Raw genomic sequence first — 17,374 nt, forward strand, 5'->3', positions numbered from 1 at the left:
AATATCTGACATCTTGCACTATTCTGGCGATCATGCGATCGGGCGTTGCTTTGAGCAACGCCCCACAAGAAAATTCACTCTTTGTGGAACAGGCATCTTGCCTGTTCGTGACAAAGCTGCAAGATGTCAGAAACACCAAACTCTATCATAACTGGGCGGCTTTGAGAGCCAATTTGCCAAATAATAAGTTACACCCTCTCGTAGCCCGATCGCACAGAGTCGCACTCGCCCCAGAAATATCTCCGATAAAAATTTGCGATCAACTGCACAAAGCGACCGAAACATTAAAAAATTAAGTTGTCTGTCGATCGCAACTGGTGAGATGATATGTAGTGCAGCCTCACGGCAGTTCCATAGAAACTGAACAGCAGAAACGCGAGCGATCGAACTCGGCTCATCGCACCTCTGTCAGAATCGACCACACACACTCTCTCTTAACGTATAAAAACCAGAATTATGGCTGTTGCAACCCAATCACTCGAAGAACTCTGCATCAACTCTATCCGCTTTTTGGCCATCGATGCGGTAGAAAAAGCAAAATCAGGACACCCGGGACTGCCGATGGGCGCTGCCCCTATGGCTTTTGTGCTGTGGGATCGGTTCATGCGGTTCAACCCCAAAAACCCCAAGTGGTTTAATCGCGATCGCTTCGTCCTCTCCGCCGGCCACGGCTGTATGCTACAGTACGCCCTCATGTATTTGACTGGCTACGATAGCGTCACCCTCGACGACATCAAACAATTTCGTCAGTGGGAATCCAAAACCCCCGGACACCCCGAAAACTTCGTCACCGAAGGCGTAGAAGTTACCACAGGCCCCCTGGGACAAGGAATTGCTAATGCCGTCGGTTTGGCAATGGCAGAAGCTCACCTCGCTGCTAAGTTTAACAAGCCCGACCACAAAATTGTTGACCACTACACCTATGTCATCATGGGTGACGGCTGCCACATGGAAGGCGTTTCTGGGGAAGCTTGTTCTTTGGCCGGACACCTCGGACTCGGCAAATTAATTGCCTTGTACGATGACAATCACATTTCTATTGAAGGCGACACAAGCTTGGCCTTTACTGAAGATGTGGGCAAGCGTTTTGAAGCATACAACTGGCACGTTATTACAGTAGACAATACCGCTCTAGACGAAGATACTAACCTAGAAGCAGTTCACAAAGCTATTGAAGAAGCCAAAAAAGTCACGGACAAACCGTCCATGATTAAAGTCCGTACCATCATTGGTTATGGTTCTCCAAACAAGCGCAATTCCTACAGTGCTCACGGCGCTGCTTTGGGTAGCGATGAAGTGCAAGCAACTCGCGATTTCTTGAAGTGGGAACACGCACCGTTTGAAATTCCTGATGATGCTTTGTCACACTTCCGCAAAGCAGTCGAACGTGGCGCTCAATCTGAGCAAGAATGGCAGAAAACTTTTGATGCTTATAAAGCAGCATATCCTGCAGAAGCAGCAGAATATGAGCGCACAGTTGCCGGCAAACTTCCTGAAGGTTGGGATAAAGTTTTGCCGACATACAAGGCAGAAGATAAGGCCGATTCGACTCGGAATCATTCTGGAAAATGTTTGAATGCTTTGGCAAGTGTGTTACCTGAACTAATCGGCGGTTCCGCTGACTTGGCATCTTCTAACATGACTTTGCTCAAGGGTGAAAAAGACTTCCAAAAAGGTCAGTACGAAGGACGTAACCTGCGCTTTGGTGTGCGAGAACACGGCATGGGTGCGATCGCCAACGGTATGCTTCTGCACGGCGGTTTAATTCCTTACTGCGCTACTTTCTTGGTATTTGCTGACTATATGCGGGGAGCAATTCGCCTCTCTGCACTCTCGGAAGCTGGAGTTATTTATGTAATGACTCACGACTCCGTAGCCTTGGGCGAAGACGGCCCCACTCACCAACCCGTGGAAACCATCGCTTCTCTGCGAGTAATTCCCGATTTGTTGGTAATGCGCCCTGCGGATGGTAATGAAACATCCGGCGCTTACAAAGTGGCAGTTGAAAGCCGCACCCGCCCAACTTTAATGGCTTTGTCGCGCCAAAACTTGCCTAACTTGGCTGGAAGCTCGATCGAAGGAACAGCCAAAGGCGCTTACATTTTGTCCGACGACGGCGGCACTCCCGACATCATTTTAATCGGCACTGGTGGCGAAACATACCTCTGCGTTGATGCGGCTGAAAAATTGCGCGCCGCAGGTAATAAAGTGCGCGTAGTTTCGATGCCTTGCTGGGAATTGTTTGACTTACAAGATGCCGCTTACCGTGAATCTGTACTGCCGAAAGCTGTTACTAAGCGGTTGGCCGTTGAAGCAGGTTCTAGCTTCGGCTGGGGACGTTATTTGGGTTCTGAAGGCGATAGCCTCAGTATTGACAGATTCGGCGCTTCTGCACCGGGCCCCGTTGCTTTAGAAAAGTTTGGCTACACCGTTGATAATGTGGTAGCTAAGGCTCAGGCGCTGTTGGGTTAATAGCAGCAGCATAAATTTTGGTGGGGCGGGCTTCGAGCTCGCCCCATTTTTTATAGCAGAAGGAAGTTTGGCAACGGATTCGCTCGACGGATGTAACAGATGTAACAGATAGATGGAAGAAGGCTTTAGTTATCTAGGAGAGAAGGCTTTAGTTATCTAGAAGATAAGAAAGAAGGAAGGAAAAGCTAAAATCTAAAATCTAAAATCGGAATATTGGGTTTCACTTCGTTCTACCCAACCTAGAGCTCGCTAGAACTCGCGAATCATTAAGAATTGCTATATTAAGAGTTACGGAAGAAAAACCAGTTTCTACGACAATATTCGGTTTGGCAACGAGGCATCTAACCAGAAACCGGGTTTTTAGCCCCCGGTGCGTTCAAGACTGTATCTTTCAAAAATTTGAGATAGGTTATAAGTCATTGGGTTAAATCACCAATTACCAATTCCCGCTTACCAATTACGAATTACCAATTACTAATTCTCGATTACCCATTCCATTTATGATGATTTGGAATTTTTTAAATCAGTTGTTATTCACCGGGAATTATATTCCTCAAGGCTACTGTTACCTTTGGCAGCGAGAGCTAGTCGCGCTCCACATAGTGTCAGACTCTATAATTGCCCTGGCCTACTATTCAATACCGCTATCCCTAATTTATTTTATCGGTCAGCGAAAAGACTTACCCTTTCGCAATATCTTTTGGCTGTGTGCAGCATTTATTATCTCCTGTGGCACTACTCATATAATGGAAGTTTGGACGCTTTGGCATCCTGTTTATTGGACTTCTGGCATTCTAAAAATTATTACCGCCGCGATTTCTGGTTACACCGCTTTTGCATTAATTCCTTTCGTTCCCCAAGCATTAACTCTGCTGAGTCCAACTCAATTAGGGATGATAGATTTAATACTGCAAAAAGAAATAATTGAACGCCGAGAAACGGAAGCTCGCTATCAAACTTTAACTGAAGCTTCGCCGGTAGGAATATTTTATGCAGATGCTGGAGGAGACTGCTTGTATGTCAACGAGCGCTGGTGTCAAATTTCGGGAATAACTTGTGATGAAGCTTTGGGCAAAGGGTGGTTGCAAGGCATTCACCCAGACGACCGCGCTCGGGTTTTTTCTGAATGGTATAGCGCCGCGCAGGAGAAATTGCCGTTTAAATCTGAGTACCGCTTTCAAGGCATTCATCACACTCAAATCAATTGGGTATTCGGTCAATCTGTCGGTAAAATCGGAGAAAATGGGGAGGTTAAAAGTTATGTGTGTACTATTACTGATATTACAGAACGCAAGCAGATAGAAGAGGAAAATCGACGGCTCAATGAAACTCTGGAGCATCGAGTTGCTGAGCGCACTGCTCAAATCGAAATTTCTAACCACCAATTGCAAAAAGAAATAGCTTACCGCGAAAAAATTGCTCTCACTTTGTTGGAATTGACGCAACTGCAAAATGCAATTCTTAATAGCGCTAACTACACAATTATTTCTACAGATCCAGACGGTACAATTAAAACATTTAATCGGGCGGCAGAGCAACTCTTAGGTTATTCGCTAGAAGAAGTAGTCGGGAAAGTAACGCTAGCAATAATTCACGATCCTCTGGAGGTCGCTCAAAGAGCTGAAGTTCTTTCTCAAGAATTGGGAGTGAAAATAGAGCCGGGAATTCAAGTATTATTTGCCTTGCCGTGCCGGGAAATCGCTGACGAAAATGAATGGACTTACATTCGCAAAGATGGTTCGCGGTTTCCGGTACTGCTGTCGGTGACTGCCTTATTTGATAGTAGCGGAAATATTAACGGTTTTTTGGGTATCGGTCAGGATATTAGCGATCGCAAACAAGCTGAAAAAGAGCTGCGTGACCTAACCAGTGCCATGCAAAATGCGGTGGAAGGCATTTCGCGACTGGATATTGAGGGGCGCTACGTGAAGGTTAACCGAGCTTACGCTCATAAATGCGGTTACGAACCGGAACAAATGCTTGGCATGGAATGGCAGAGCACCGTACATCCGGGCGATGTTGAGATAATGCTCTCAGCTTATCAGGAAATGCTAATTTCTGGCAAAGTAGAAGTTGAAGCTAGAGGAGTCCGAAAAAATCGCTCGTTTTTTTATAAGCAATTAACGATGGTAAAAGCTTGCGATGCACAAGGGATATTTAACGGTCACCACTGTTTTATGAAAGATATCACTGAGCGGAAACTAACTGAAACTGCTTTGCTAGAAAGCGAATTCAAGTACAGGCAAATAGTTGAATTAGCAGAAGAAGGTATTTGGGTAATTGACAGAAATAGCCTCACGACTTACGTAAACCACGCAATGGCGCGAATGCTAGGTTATAGTGAATTAGAAATGTTCGGGCGGTCGCTTTTTGATTTCATGGACGAACGGGACAAACCACAAGCTATTGAAAATATCGAGCGGCGCAAGCAAGGTATTGGTGAACAACACGAATTTAAATTCAAAACCAAGGACGGCAAAGATATTTGGACTGATATGTCTACCAGTCCCGTCATGGACTCCCAGGGGAATTTGCTGTCTTGTTGCGCCTTGGTTTACAACATCACAGGCCGCAAAGAAGCAGAGCAGCAAATGCTGCAACTTACAGAAGATTTGAAGCGTTCCAACGAGGAATTAGAACAATTTGCTTATGTGGCTTCCCACGATTTGCAAGAACCGCTCCGAGCCGTTACCAGTTACACTCAATTGCTTGCCCAGCGCTATCAAGGAAATTTGGACGATCGCGCAGATAAGTATATTCATTATATTGTCGATGGCGCCACCAGAATGCAGCAGTTAATTAACGATTTGTTGGCGTATTCGCGCCTGGGAACGAGGGGTCAGGAGTTTGAGCAGGCGGACTGCAACGCTGTGGTTAAGCAAACTATGTGCAATTTGCAAATTGCGATCGCCGAAACAAAAGCTGTAATCACCTGCGACGCGATGCCAACCGTGATGGCGGATGAATTTCAACTGGTGCAATTATTCCAAAATTTGCTCGCCAACAGCATCAAATTTTGTCGCCAAGATATCCCGTTGATTCATATCGCTGCCTGCAGGCAAGAGAGCGAATGGGTGTTCAGTGTCCGCGATAACGGCATTGGCATCGATCCGCAGTATGCCGAGCGCATTTTTATCATTTTTGCGCGCCTGCACTCCCGCCGCCAATATTCCGGTACTGGTATAGGTTTGGCGATGTGCAAGCGCATTGTTGAACGCCACGGCGGTCGGATATGGGTGGAATCTCAGGAGGGAAAAGGAGCGAATTTTTACTTCACTATTCCTATAATTAGTACCTGAAGCCTCAAAGTTCAATTTTGTTTTTATACTTTAAAGGATACGCCGGTTATGAGCGATCGAAGCACTGTTAGACCTATAGAGATTCTGCTGATTGAGGATTCTCCCAGCGATGCCGATTTGGCAATAGAAGTCCTCAGTCAGGGTAAAATATTGAATAACTTGCATTTTGTGGAGGATGGAGTCGAAGCAATCAAGTTTTTGCGCCAAAAAGAACCCTATCTCAGGGTACCTCGTCCCGATTTGATTTTGCTCGATTTGCATCTGCCGAAAAAAAGCGGTATTGAAGTGCTAGAAGAAATTAAAACTGATCCAAAGTTAAAATTAATTCCTGTAGTAATTCTCAGCACTTCAGCAGCGCCCGAAGATATTTTTAAGTCATACTCCCTCCACGCCAACTGTTACATAACAAAACCGGTAGACTTCGTTGAATTTACGAAAGTAGTCAGGTTAATTGAGGAATTCTGGCTGGCAGTCGTCAAACTTCCTCTAAATTAAACGAACAGATGCTTTGCTTATGAGCCCTCTCAATTTTTTTAACCTATGGAAATTCGGCTGGTGGATGATTTGCTCCGCGAGGCTGAATGGGGTTGAGAAAAGCTGGCGACCCGCAATTTTTTAACAATTTGCGTAAGAGGAGAAAATATGGTATAAGCAATAAATTTAGTGAATAAATAAGGCTTTTCAGTTCGTAGACCTGTCCCGATTTAATTCTGTGTGACTTGATTGTGTCTCAAAAAAATGGTTGATAAATATTGATATAAATTAATTCAGCAGTCAAGTTAAAAATGATTCCGGTGGTAATTATGACAACCTCAGCAGCAGATGAAGAGATGCTCAAGTTTTATTACCTGTAAGCCCGGTGCTACATCACTCAACCTATCGACTTTAGTCAAGTCGCTAAGCTGGTGAGATGGATTGAGGATTGGTGGCTGGTGGTGGTGACAGTTCCCAAATAATAATTTTCAAGTTGAAAATGGCAAGGGAAAGCAAAAAAGTTTAACCTAAGATTGGTAGAGTAAAAAGTTTACAGTCAAAAACGTCTAAGCTATGTGGATTAAGATTCTGTTAGTAGAAGACAATCCTGCTGATGCTGATTTACTTGCAGAACTGTTAGAAGTCTCTGTGGGCGTCGAGTGGGAACTGGTGTCTGTTGAGTTCCTGCATGAGGCGATCGCACAACTGTGCAAACAACCCTTTGATGTAGTTTTGCTCGACCTTTCTTTGCCGGACAGTCGCGGTTTGGAAACGCTAACTCGCCTGCGAGAAGTTGCTCCTGATGTGCCAATGGTGGTAATGACAGGCTTGGACGATGAGGCGATCGCCCTCGAATCAGTTCGCTTGGGAGCTCAAGACTATATTGTTAAAGGTCAAATTACTACTCAATTATTAGTGCGGACGATCCGCTACGCGATCGAACGTTCTCAAACCTTTCAAATGCTGCGGGAAAGCGAGCGCCGCTTTCGGGCGATTTTTGACTCATCATTTCAGCTAACCAAGCTGCTGACTCCCGAAGGAATTGTGCTGGAAGTGAACGAGACAGCCCTCGATTTTGCCGGATTGCGATCGGAGGGTATTGTGGGGCGCCCGATTTGGGAAATGGCGATTTGGGCCCAGTCGCCACAGGTTTCCGAACAATTGCAATGCGCGATCGGCAAAGCAAGTAGCGGCGAGTTTTTCCGCAGCGAAATCGACTTGTTAGGCAAAAGTGGCCAAATTATGACTGTTGATTTCTCACTGAAACCTGTTAAAAATGAAACAGGACAAGTTTTGCTGCTGATTGCGGAAGCCCGTGACATTAGCGATCGCAAACGAGCAGAAGCGGAAATTCTCAAAGCCCTCGCACGAGAAAAGGAACTTTCACAACTGCGAGCTAAATTTGTCACAATGGTTTCCCACGAGTTCCGCACACCTTTGACAACCATCCAATTTTCCGCTGGATTGCTGCAAGATTACAGTTCTCAGTGGCCCCCAGATAAAAAATCTACTCATTTTGTGCGGATTCAATTAGCAATTAAACGCATGACAGAGTTATTAGAAGATATCCTCGTAATTGGCAAAATCGAAGCCAATACCTTGCAGTTTCAACCGGTTTCCTTAAACCTTGAAAAATTTTGCCGTCAACTGGTAGAAGAGCAGCAGCTCAACGACAGCAACCAACACCCGATCGCCTTTCAATATGAAGGCGACAACTGCGAGGCTCAAATGGATGAAAAACTGCTGCAGCAAATCTTGGGAAATGTTCTCTCAAATGCCATCAAATATTCCCCCGTCGGCAGTACAGTTTCCTTGCACCTCAACTGTCAAAACAAAGAAGCTGTTTTCCAAGTTCAAGACCAGGGCATCGGCATTCCCCAAGCCGATCGGGAGCGGATATTAGAAACTTTTTACCGAGCTCCAAATGTCGGCACTATTTCGGGAACAGGTCTCGGTTTAGCAATTGTGAAGAGGGCTGTGGAACTTCACGGCGGCCAACTTGCGATCGACAGTCAAGAAGGAAAAGGCACAACTTTCACTATTACCTTGCCTCTAATTTGCCCTCCCAGTCAATAACAACTGAATTATCAATAATACATATCCGCTATTTAACGATTAATTAAGCGCCCAACAAACAATCTTATTAAGTTTAGGAACCCATAATTTTCAAACAAACTACTAACTAAAAGGAGCTATCACCGTGGCTAAGATTTTGGTAATAGAAGACGAAGAAGCGATTAGAGAGAATATTTTAGAGTTGCTAGAAGCCGAGAATTTTGAAGGAATAGGAGCAATTAACGGCAAAATCGGCATCAAATTGGCGATCGAACAAATCCCGGATTTAATTTTGTGCGACATGATGATGCCGGAAGTAGACGGTCACGGCGTTATCAAAGCTTTGCGCTCCGAACCCTTGACTGCCACAATTCCGTTTATTTTCCTCACAGCCAAAGCCGATAAAGTTGACGTTCGCACGGGTATGGAACTGGGAGCTGACGATTACATTACTAAGCCGTGTACCCCACAAGAACTTCTAAAAGCCATTGCTATTAGACTTGAAAAACAAAAAACAATTAGCCGACAATCTCAAAAGACGCTAGACGAATTACGCACTAATATTAGTATGTCGCTTCCCCACGAATTGCGGACTCCTTTGAATGCAATTATGGGTTTTTCTGAGCTGATTCTGTCAGAATATCAAGTTTTAGAGGAATCAGATATCTTAGAAATGATCGGTCAAATTCAAACTTCCGGTCATCGCTTGTATCGACTGATTCAGAACTTTTTGCTGTATGCAGAACTGGAGATAGCAGCCACAAATCCCGAACTGCTGAAGGAGATGCGAAATAGCGAATTTAGCTGTGTAAAATCTTTGCTGAGCCAAAAAGCGCGACAGCAAGCAAAGCACGCGAATAGAACAGAAGATTTACAATTAAACTTGCAAGATTCGTCGGTAGCTATGGATTCTGTCAGACTCGCAAAAATTGTTGAAGAGCTATTGGACAATGCCTTCAAATTTTCATTAGAAGGAACGCCTGTTTTATTAAGCACTTTGGTGGAAAATCAGACTTTTATTCTGTCTGTGAAAGACCAAGGTCGCGGCATGACTGACGATCAGATTGCACAGCTAGAAGCTTACAGGCAGTTCGATCGCAAACTTTACCAACAAGCAGGTCTGGGATTGGGCCTGGCTATTGTTCAACGCCTTGTCGAATTGCACGGAGGAGAATTTAAAATAGAAAGTGTACCGCAGCAAGAAACAATAGTTTGCGTTTCCCTGCCTGTCTAAACCATGATTATTCCAGTTTCCAAAAAGACTACAACTGTAGGCAAAATCCCAACCCTTATGGCATAAGTCATTCGCAATTCTCAAATCTCCACTCTCAAATGGTATTACGCAGGAGCGATCGCTCCTTTCAGACACCGCTGCATATAAATTTGAGCTACCTTATCATTAGGGTTGATTTCCAAGCAGGCCGAAAACAATCTTATAGCTTCGCCACACTTGTCACTATTGTAGAGTACCAAAGCTTGCTCAAAGATTGTCTTTGTCTCTAACTTTTTTTGTCGTAACTCTGGCGGATCAGCCGCAAATACTTCATAAACTGTTACCATTCGCGATTTGCCTTTAACTGCTACGCGATCGATCAACCTCAAATCATAAATATCATTTAACTCTATAAAAGTATTGTGAGTAATTAACATCGAAACTTCATATTCTTTCGTCAAAGTTTCCACGCGGGAGGCTAAGTTTACCGCATCGCTAATCACCGTGCTGTCCATCCGACTTTGGCCCCCCACCGTGCCTAACATCAAAGAACCCGTATTGATGCCAATGCCAATTTGCAGGGGCGGGCAATCGACCTGATTACGACTAATATTATACTCCTTAAGCTCTTCTAGCATTGCAATTCCAGCTTTCACAGCATCGTCTGCACTGCCATTAAACAGCGCCATAATCGCATCGCCAATGTATTTGTCAATAAAACCAAAATTGTCAGTAATTGCCGGTTCCATCCGCGACAAATAACCATTAATAAATTGAAAATTTTCTTGGGGATTCATCCTTTCCGAAAGAGAAGTGAAATCGCGGATATCTGAAAACAGCACCGACATTTCTTTCTGCACCTGATCGCCTAATTTGACTTCCAGAATACTTTCATATCCCAGAAAGTGGAGAAATTCGTGCGGTACAAACCGCCCGTAAGCATCTGTTAATTTTTCTTCCGCTGCTAAAGCTTTTTGTAACTCCTCTGTGAATTGGCGGCGCTCTGTTTCTACCTCTAGACGTTCCGTGATGTCTTGAAAAGCAGCTATGGCGTAAACTATGTTTTTCCGTTCGTCGTAGATTGGAGTCGCCCAAACCTCGATCGGCACAATGCGATCGGACCCATGAACTTCTAAATCGTCCATACGCACAAATTCTCCCCGCAACGCCCGAACAATCGGTTGGCTATCTCTCGGATACAATTGATTAGTTCCAGCGTCGTAAAAATGATAAGCTTCAGGAAATTGGTCAGTACCCCCATCAAAAATTAAACCTTGGGCTAGTATCCTTTCGCCCCAAGAATTCATGTAAAAAGGTTTACCCTTACCATCGACAACAAATATTCCAACTGGCATCGCTTCCAGGAATTGAGTCAATCGGCTTTCGTTTTCTGACAGTGCCTCATTTAACTTTTCTTCGGCTGCCAAAGCTTTTTCTAAATCATTAGTAAACCTGATTCTTTCCACTTCCACGTGTCTTTGCAAACTAATATCCTTAGCAAAACCCTGATAGTAAAGCACTTCACCGTTAGCATCATAAACTGTGCGCGCATACTCAGAAATCCAGATAATGCTGCCATCTCGACAGTAAACCTGAGACTCAAACTCACACAGAGTACCGTGCTGTTTCATCAGCGCCAGAAACTCTTGACGGCGGTTCGGTTCCAAGTACAATTGCTGCTGAATATCATTAATACTTTCTATCAATTCTGACGCGGAATCGTAGCCGTAAATTTCCGCCAGAGCAGGATTCGCACTAATAAAATGTCCGTCCGGCGTCGTCTGAAAAATACCTTCTAGAGCATTTTCAAATATCCCGCGATACTTCTCTTCCGCTTGAATTAGCGCCGCTTCAGCTTCCTTGCGTTCAGTTATGTCACTAAAAGCAATAATGGCATAGGAAATTTCGCCTGTAGAATCATAAATTGGAGTTGCCCAACTCTCTACTGGAATAATCTTATTAGCTGTACGAATTTCTACACTTTCAGTTCGCACATTTTCGCCCCGAAGCGCCCGCATAATTGGCAATTCTTCCACGGGGCATCTCTGATTAGTCCCGGCTTTATAAAATTGATAAATTGCTGCTTTTTGCTCTGAATTAATATGCGGCACAGTGCCTTTGCCAAATACATCTCGCGCCTTCTGGTTAGCGTAGAAAGATTGCCCGTTTGCATCAAGTACACATACGCCCAATGGCATAGCTTCTAGATATTGGGTCAAGCGACTTTCGTTTTCATGGAGTTTGGCAATCAGCATTGCCTGCTTGCGGTTTAATTTTACTAACTCCTGATTCATTTCCTGAAGTTCTATTTGTTTTTGAGCTAACTCTTTATTTTGAAAATATTTATATATTGCCTCAGTAACAGTTAATTTTAAGTCATCAGATTGCCAAGGTTTAGGTATATATCGGTATAATTTAGCATAGTTAATAGCATTGGCTACCGCTTCCAAATCTGCCTGCCCCGTCAGCATAATCTTGAGAGTGTTCGGCGAGACAGCATGAACGCTCCTTAATAGTTTGTCTCCTTTCATACTAGGCATGATATGATCCGAAATAACCACAGGAACTTCATACTGTTCTGCTAAAAGTTCGGACAGCAACTCTAAAGCTTCTTCGCCACTTTGGGCGGTCTCAATTAAATATTTATCTTCAAAGGCTTTGAGCAGGTCTATTTCCAGACTATCGAGGATAGTCTGCTCATCATCGACACAAATAATGACTGGTTTTTTCATAAATTTGCTAGACCAGACTTAATCGCTTCAATTAGTTCTTGATTTTGCCATGGTTTTTCTATGAAAGCATGAAGATTTGCTTGAATTTTTGTTCGTTCGATGGCTTCTTTGTCTGCTTGTCCCGTCAGCATCACTGTCACAATTTGCGGATATTTTTGATGAATTTTAATTAGCAACTCATCTCCTTTCATTCCGGGCATCAACCAATCAGAGACAATCACTAGAATCTTAACCTCAGCTTCAGATAGCTCTTCAATAATCTCTAGGGCTTCGGCAGCACTTTCAGCAAATTCGCAAAGATATTTACCGTTAAATGCCTGTTGCAGTTCAATTTCCAGACTTTCCAAAACTCCTACTTCATCGTCCACACACAAAATTGCTGATTTAGACATCGCTAGTTTCCTTCTTTAGTGTGGCAGGGTGAACCCCCAAGGGCTGTCCACTGTTTTTCAAATTCTACATTCTGCGCGGGTAGACTGCAAATTTTCGCCCCCGACTTCAGTCTCCGGCGCTTTACCTACTCAGTTAAATTAATCGGCAAAGAAACGGTAAATGCTGTTTTACCGGGCATCGACTCCACATCAATTTGACCCTGATGTTTTTCAATTATTTTTTTGACAATATCCAGCCCCAACCCGCTGCCTTCCCCCGCAGGTTTGGTAGTAAAAAAAGGCTCAAAAATTTTCTGAATAATCTCTGGTTGAATCCCCTTACCGCTGTCAATAATTTTTACCAAGACGCTGGTATCTTGTTGTACCGCGTCAATTGTTAAAGTTCCTTGATTGTCCATCGCTTGTAAGGCATTGTGAATTAAATTTGTCCAAACTTGATTAAGTTCGTCTGGATAACACAGTACCACAGGCAATTTATCTTGATAGTTTCTGACAAGTTCCACACCCGGCTTGATTTGGTTTTGATAAAGAGTTAATACCGTTTCAATTCCATCCGTAATATTCACCTGTATTTTTTCCCCATTTACATCGTAACGCGCATAATTTTTCAGAGCAAAGACCACTTTTGCAGCGCGATCAGTAGCGGTAGCAATGGTTCGGGCGCTTCTGTGAATGCTAGCAAAGTCGTAGGCTGTTTTTATAATATTTTCGCTGTCAGGATATTTGAGCAACGGCAAGAATTCTTGCAAATTTCCCTGCAATCCGATATTGACTAAAATGCTAGCAAGGCTGTCAGCATTGTCAATGCCTTCCGACTCTAGTTGCTGCTTCACGCCTTTTTTCAATACCCGTTTTTCTCTAGTAGATAAAGAGTAATTTTGTTGACTAGAAATGTACATCAAACGCAAGAAATCTTGCTGGCGTTCTGCTGACAGTTGTTTAAAAAAAACTGGCAAACTTTCGAGATTGTTATCCAAAAAGCTGGTAATATTTCCAATAGACGATCGAATCGCCCCCAACGGCGTATTAATTTCGTGAGCAATACCCGCAATCAGTTGCCCTAATGCAGCCATTTTTTCCGATTGCACTAATTGATTCTGAGTAGCTTGCAGTTGGTCTAAAGTAACTGTAAGTTCATTGTTTTTCTGTTGGAGTTTTTTTCGCAACTGGCACATTGCTAAATGGGTTTCTACCCTCACTAGAACCTCTTCAACCTGAAAGGGCTTGGTAATATAATCTACGCCGCCCACAGCAAAGGCTTTGACTTTATCAAGTACGTCATTAATTGCGCTAATAAAAATTACCGGGATGTCGCAAGTTCGTTCATCAGCTTTGATCTTTTCGCAAACTTCATACCCATTCATTTCGGGCATCATAATATCCAGCAAAATTAAATCGGGAGGCATACCTTTGGCCGCCGAAAGCGCTAACTCGCCGCTAGGTACGGGGCGGACTTTATAGCCCTTGCCATTCAAAATTCCGGCTAGCAGTCGCAAATTAGCTGGGGTGTCGTCAACTACTAAAATATTACCGCGCTCGGTTCTAGGAAGGTCGTTATTCATGTGATATTGTTTGAGATATTAACTTTAAAACTTTGTCGTACTCAAAATTTTCTATACAAGTTGCGATCGCACTTGCCGTTACTGCGTCCTTTAATCGAATTTGCTCTATCAAAGTATCAATTAAATCTATATCTGCATTTAGTATTGCTAGCTTTAAATCAGCTACCAGTGAATCAGGCAATTTTACGAAATCAGCCGCACTCATAACGCGATCGCTCTCTTTGATTGCCGATAAATTAGTTTGACCCGGATCTTCATAAATATAGCGCACTCCGATATGTTTGTGCATAGAATCAAAAATATCGGCTTCCCGGAAAGGTTTTCGCATAAAAGCATCGCAACCCGCCGATAAAATAACTGCCCGTTCTTCCTCCAAAACGCTCGCTGTCAGCGCAATAATCGCAGTAGCTTGACCTTTAATAGTGCTTTTAATGTATTTCGTAGCTTCGTAGCCATCCATCACAGGCATTCTCATGTCCATCCACATTAGATGCGGTTCCCAACTATCCCAAATCTCAATAGCTTCTTGGCCGTTATTGGCTTCTTTTAGTTCAAAACCCAGAGGATGGAGGATTTTAATTAACAATTGGCGATTTAGCGGTTTGTCGTCTACTATCAAAATTCGATAGGTGTGTTGGTTGGGTGCCAAGGCAATAACATTGCGCGTCGGTTTGGCGCTTTCAATATCAGCCGCATTGACCGCAATAACTTCAATGTCAAACTTAAAATTAGTTCCCTTACCAACAGCAGAACAGACGCTCATTTCGCCGCCCATTAATTCCACAAATTTGCGACTGATGGGCAATCCCAAGCCAGTACCTTCTTGCGAATCTTTGCCTGTCTTGGTTTGCACGAAAGGTTCAAAAAGATCGTCTAATTCATTGGTAGCAATACCTGGACCCGTATCCTCGACTTCAAAATGAAGGAAGAAGGAAGAGGTAGAAGCTGCCTCGTCATTTTGCGGAACAAAACTCTGATTTTCCGACTGACTAACTTGAGATATCTTAAGACCCTTAATTGGGGTGATTTCTGTATTTTTTGATGTTTTAGGATGCTCAATTTTTCCCCCGTCTTCCTGCTGATTTATGCCTAATAACTGCTTGCTAACTCTTACGAATACACCGCCATTTTCGGTAAATTTAAGAGCGTTATTGAGCAGATTTATTAATATTTGCCGCAACTTTGAATTGTCAGTTTTTACGTATTGTGGCACCTCTGGGCTGCGCTCAAAAACTAACTGCAAGTGCTTGTTATCTGCTTTTAGTTGAAACATATCTTCCAAGTCGTTTAGCAGGCGATAGAGGTCGAATTTTTGGAGATTGAGGGTAGTGCGCCCAGATTCAATTTTAGATAAATCCAGCACGTTATTAATCAGGGTAAGGAGGTGTTCTCCGCTGCTGCTAATTATGCTAATATTTTCTTGATGCTCTGGGGATAGAGTTTGGCTGCGAGTCATCAGTTGGGAAAAGCCGAGAATTGCATTGAGAGGCGATCGCAATTCGTGGCTCATATTAGCAAGAAAGGTACTTTTAGCTTGGTTCGCTACTTCCGCTTTGTCTTTAGCTACAGCCAATTCTGCCGTCCGCTCTTGCACTCGTTGTTCTAAAGTTTCAAAAGATTGTTGCAGTTGTTGAGCCATGCTATTAAATGACTTGGCTAATTCCCCCAATTCGTCTGAGCGTTCGCTTTCTACTGTTTTATCCCATTCACCTTTAGCAATATTTTTTGCTGCTGTATTTAAGCTCAAAATAGGATTTGTCACCCACTGAGAAGTCAGAATGCCAATCACCACAGCTACTCCTAACGCTGCGAAACAAAGCAAAACCGCTGTGCGGGTATTGGCATCGATTTCTTTGGTGAAATCTGCTTCGGGAACAACTACCACAATTACCCAGTCTAAACCTTTGCCGTCTTGGAACGGCAAGACTTTTAAAAATTGTCGCTTGTCATCTATTTCAAAGATCAATAACTCTGATTTTTTAATTTGGTCTAATTTTTTAAATTTTCCAGCTAAATATTTAGCTGTCGCTTGAGTGAAAGGGTTGCTGCTTTCTTCTACTTTAAACAATTGTCTTTCATTACCTTTAGTGCGAAACGGTTTTTCTGTTGTGGAAGTTGCTAACAAAGTACCCTGGCGATCTATAATAAATGTTTGACCTGATTTGCCAACTTTGAGATTGTTGAGAAATCTTCCAAGATGGTCGAGACGCAACGCAGTAAATAATACTCCTTCTAGCTGATTTTTGTCGCTGTATACGGGTTGGATAGCGCTGATCAGTAATGTCGGTTCTAGTAACGAAACAAAAACCGAACTCCAAGTAGCTTTGCCGACTTTTACGGCTTTTTGATACGCAGGATGTTGCCGATTATCATAGTTTTTGACAAGGGTGGTAACTGTAGTGCGATCGCCGAGAGCGTTCGTATTGTAAGAATTAAAATTTAACCCAGTAGATGTTTCTATCACATTCATCGTGCGGGAGCCGTTAGAAAGTTGTTCACCAGATCTATAATCTCCCTTCTCGTTGCCAACTGAGGTAAAATTGATATAGGGAGATAATTTTACTTGCCTCAAAAGATATTTCTCCCAAGCTGATAAGTTTTCCATCTTTAACAACCCGAGCTTGACAGCATCCAGCTTGCTTTGATTGATTTGATGGGGAGTTGTCAGGTAAACTTGCAGGTTTTGCTCGACACGCAAAGTGACCTCGCTCATTAACTGACTGGCAAGGTTATTAACTGCTTTTTGTCCGTTTCTAAAAGACAGATATCCTACGAGTCCCACGCCTCCCACGATTTGCAGTACAAATGGAACTATGAGAACAGTTCGCAGCGGTAATTTGTCTAAAATTTTAGAAACCATAAGATTGAGAGGTTTGGTGAACTTAGTCTAGAACCGTATTAGCACAACCTGTCTTAACAGCAGCACCATTTACTGCCGATTAGCTAGGGGGAATTGATGCGGGTTATTTTAGCTGTGGTAGATGCTCTACCCCGATCGAATATGAACCTCATGTTTGCTCGATTAAAGTCTATTATTTTACCCCTTGTCGTATTATTGTTACCATTTAGGTAAAAGTTGCAGTCTCTGGCTTTGAGAACAGCCTGATATTTGATCATCGCGCGGGCGAGTTTAACCCGCATGGGTCAAGCGGTTTGGAGGCCGGCCAGGAAATTT

Annotated in this window: 11 protein-coding genes; 6 read left to right on the forward strand and 5 right to left on the reverse strand. The window is 43.4% G+C overall.

Annotated features, from left to right (window positions below):
• Positions 1–32: 32 nt before the first annotated feature.
• Positions 33–296, forward strand: a complete 264-nt coding sequence (locus tag QUA42_RS01410; protein ID WP_333134433.1) for a hypothetical protein — start codon at positions 33–35, stop codon at positions 294–296.
• On the opposite strand, the gene QUA42_RS01415 is transcribed toward QUA42_RS01410, so the two are convergent.
• Positions 285–422, reverse strand: coding sequence for a hypothetical protein (locus QUA42_RS01415; RefSeq protein ID WP_333068296.1), 138 nt, complete (start codon positions 420–422; stop codon positions 285–287). The genes QUA42_RS01410 and QUA42_RS01415 overlap by 12 nt on opposite strands.
• Positions 423–456: 34 nt before the next feature.
• Between QUA42_RS01415 and tkt the strand changes: the two genes are divergently transcribed.
• The 5 genes from tkt to QUA42_RS01440 all read left to right on the forward strand — a co-directional run bounded on the left by tkt (position 457) and on the right by QUA42_RS01440 (position 9,534).
• Positions 457–2,472, forward strand: a complete 2,016-nt coding sequence (gene tkt / locus QUA42_RS01420) for a transketolase (RefSeq protein ID WP_333134435.1) — start codon at positions 457–459, stop codon at positions 2,470–2,472.
• A gap of 500 nt (positions 2,473–2,972) precedes the next feature.
• Positions 2,973–5,771 carry a PAS domain S-box protein gene (locus QUA42_RS01425; protein ID WP_333134437.1) on the forward strand — a complete coding sequence of 933 codons (2,799 nt, stop codon included), beginning with the start codon at positions 2,973–2,975 and terminating at the stop codon, positions 5,769–5,771.
• 48 nt (positions 5,772–5,819) lie between these two features.
• Positions 5,820–6,266: a response regulator gene (locus QUA42_RS01430; protein ID WP_333034689.1), complete on the forward strand. Its 447-nt coding sequence runs from the start codon at positions 5,820–5,822 to the stop codon at positions 6,264–6,266.
• A gap of 552 nt (positions 6,267–6,818) precedes the next feature.
• Positions 6,819–8,321, forward strand: a complete 1,503-nt coding sequence (locus QUA42_RS01435; protein ID WP_333134439.1) for an ATP-binding protein — start codon at positions 6,819–6,821, stop codon at positions 8,319–8,321.
• A gap of 124 nt (positions 8,322–8,445) precedes the next feature.
• A complete protein-coding gene (locus tag QUA42_RS01440; RefSeq protein ID WP_333134441.1) occupies positions 8,446–9,534 on the forward strand; it encodes a response regulator in 1,089 nt (362 codons plus the stop codon).
• 104 nt (positions 9,535–9,638) lie between these two features.
• Here QUA42_RS01440 and QUA42_RS01445 read toward each other — a convergent pair whose 3' ends face one another.
• From QUA42_RS01445 to QUA42_RS01460, 4 genes are all read right to left on the reverse strand, one after another.
• Positions 9,639–12,245, reverse strand: a complete 2,607-nt coding sequence (locus QUA42_RS01445) for a PAS domain S-box protein (RefSeq protein WP_333134443.1) — start codon at positions 12,243–12,245, stop codon at positions 9,639–9,641.
• Positions 12,242–12,637, reverse strand: a complete 396-nt coding sequence (locus QUA42_RS01450; RefSeq protein ID WP_333134444.1) for a response regulator — start codon at positions 12,635–12,637, stop codon at positions 12,242–12,244. The genes QUA42_RS01445 and QUA42_RS01450 overlap by 4 nt, the downstream gene beginning before the upstream one ends.
• 125 nt (positions 12,638–12,762) lie before the next feature.
• Positions 12,763–14,199: a response regulator gene (locus QUA42_RS01455; protein WP_333134446.1), complete on the reverse strand. Its 1,437-nt coding sequence runs from the start codon at positions 14,197–14,199 to the stop codon at positions 12,763–12,765.
• Positions 14,192–17,059: an ATP-binding protein gene (locus QUA42_RS01460; RefSeq protein WP_333134448.1), complete on the reverse strand. Its 2,868-nt coding sequence runs from the start codon at positions 17,057–17,059 to the stop codon at positions 14,192–14,194. Before QUA42_RS01460 ends, QUA42_RS01455 begins: the two co-directional genes overlap by 8 nt.
• Positions 17,060–17,374: the final 315 nt, after the last annotated feature.

The organism is Microcoleus sp. Pol11C2 (genome assembly GCF_036701505.1).
GTDB lineage: Bacteria > Cyanobacteriota > Cyanobacteriia > Cyanobacteriales > Microcoleaceae > Microcoleus.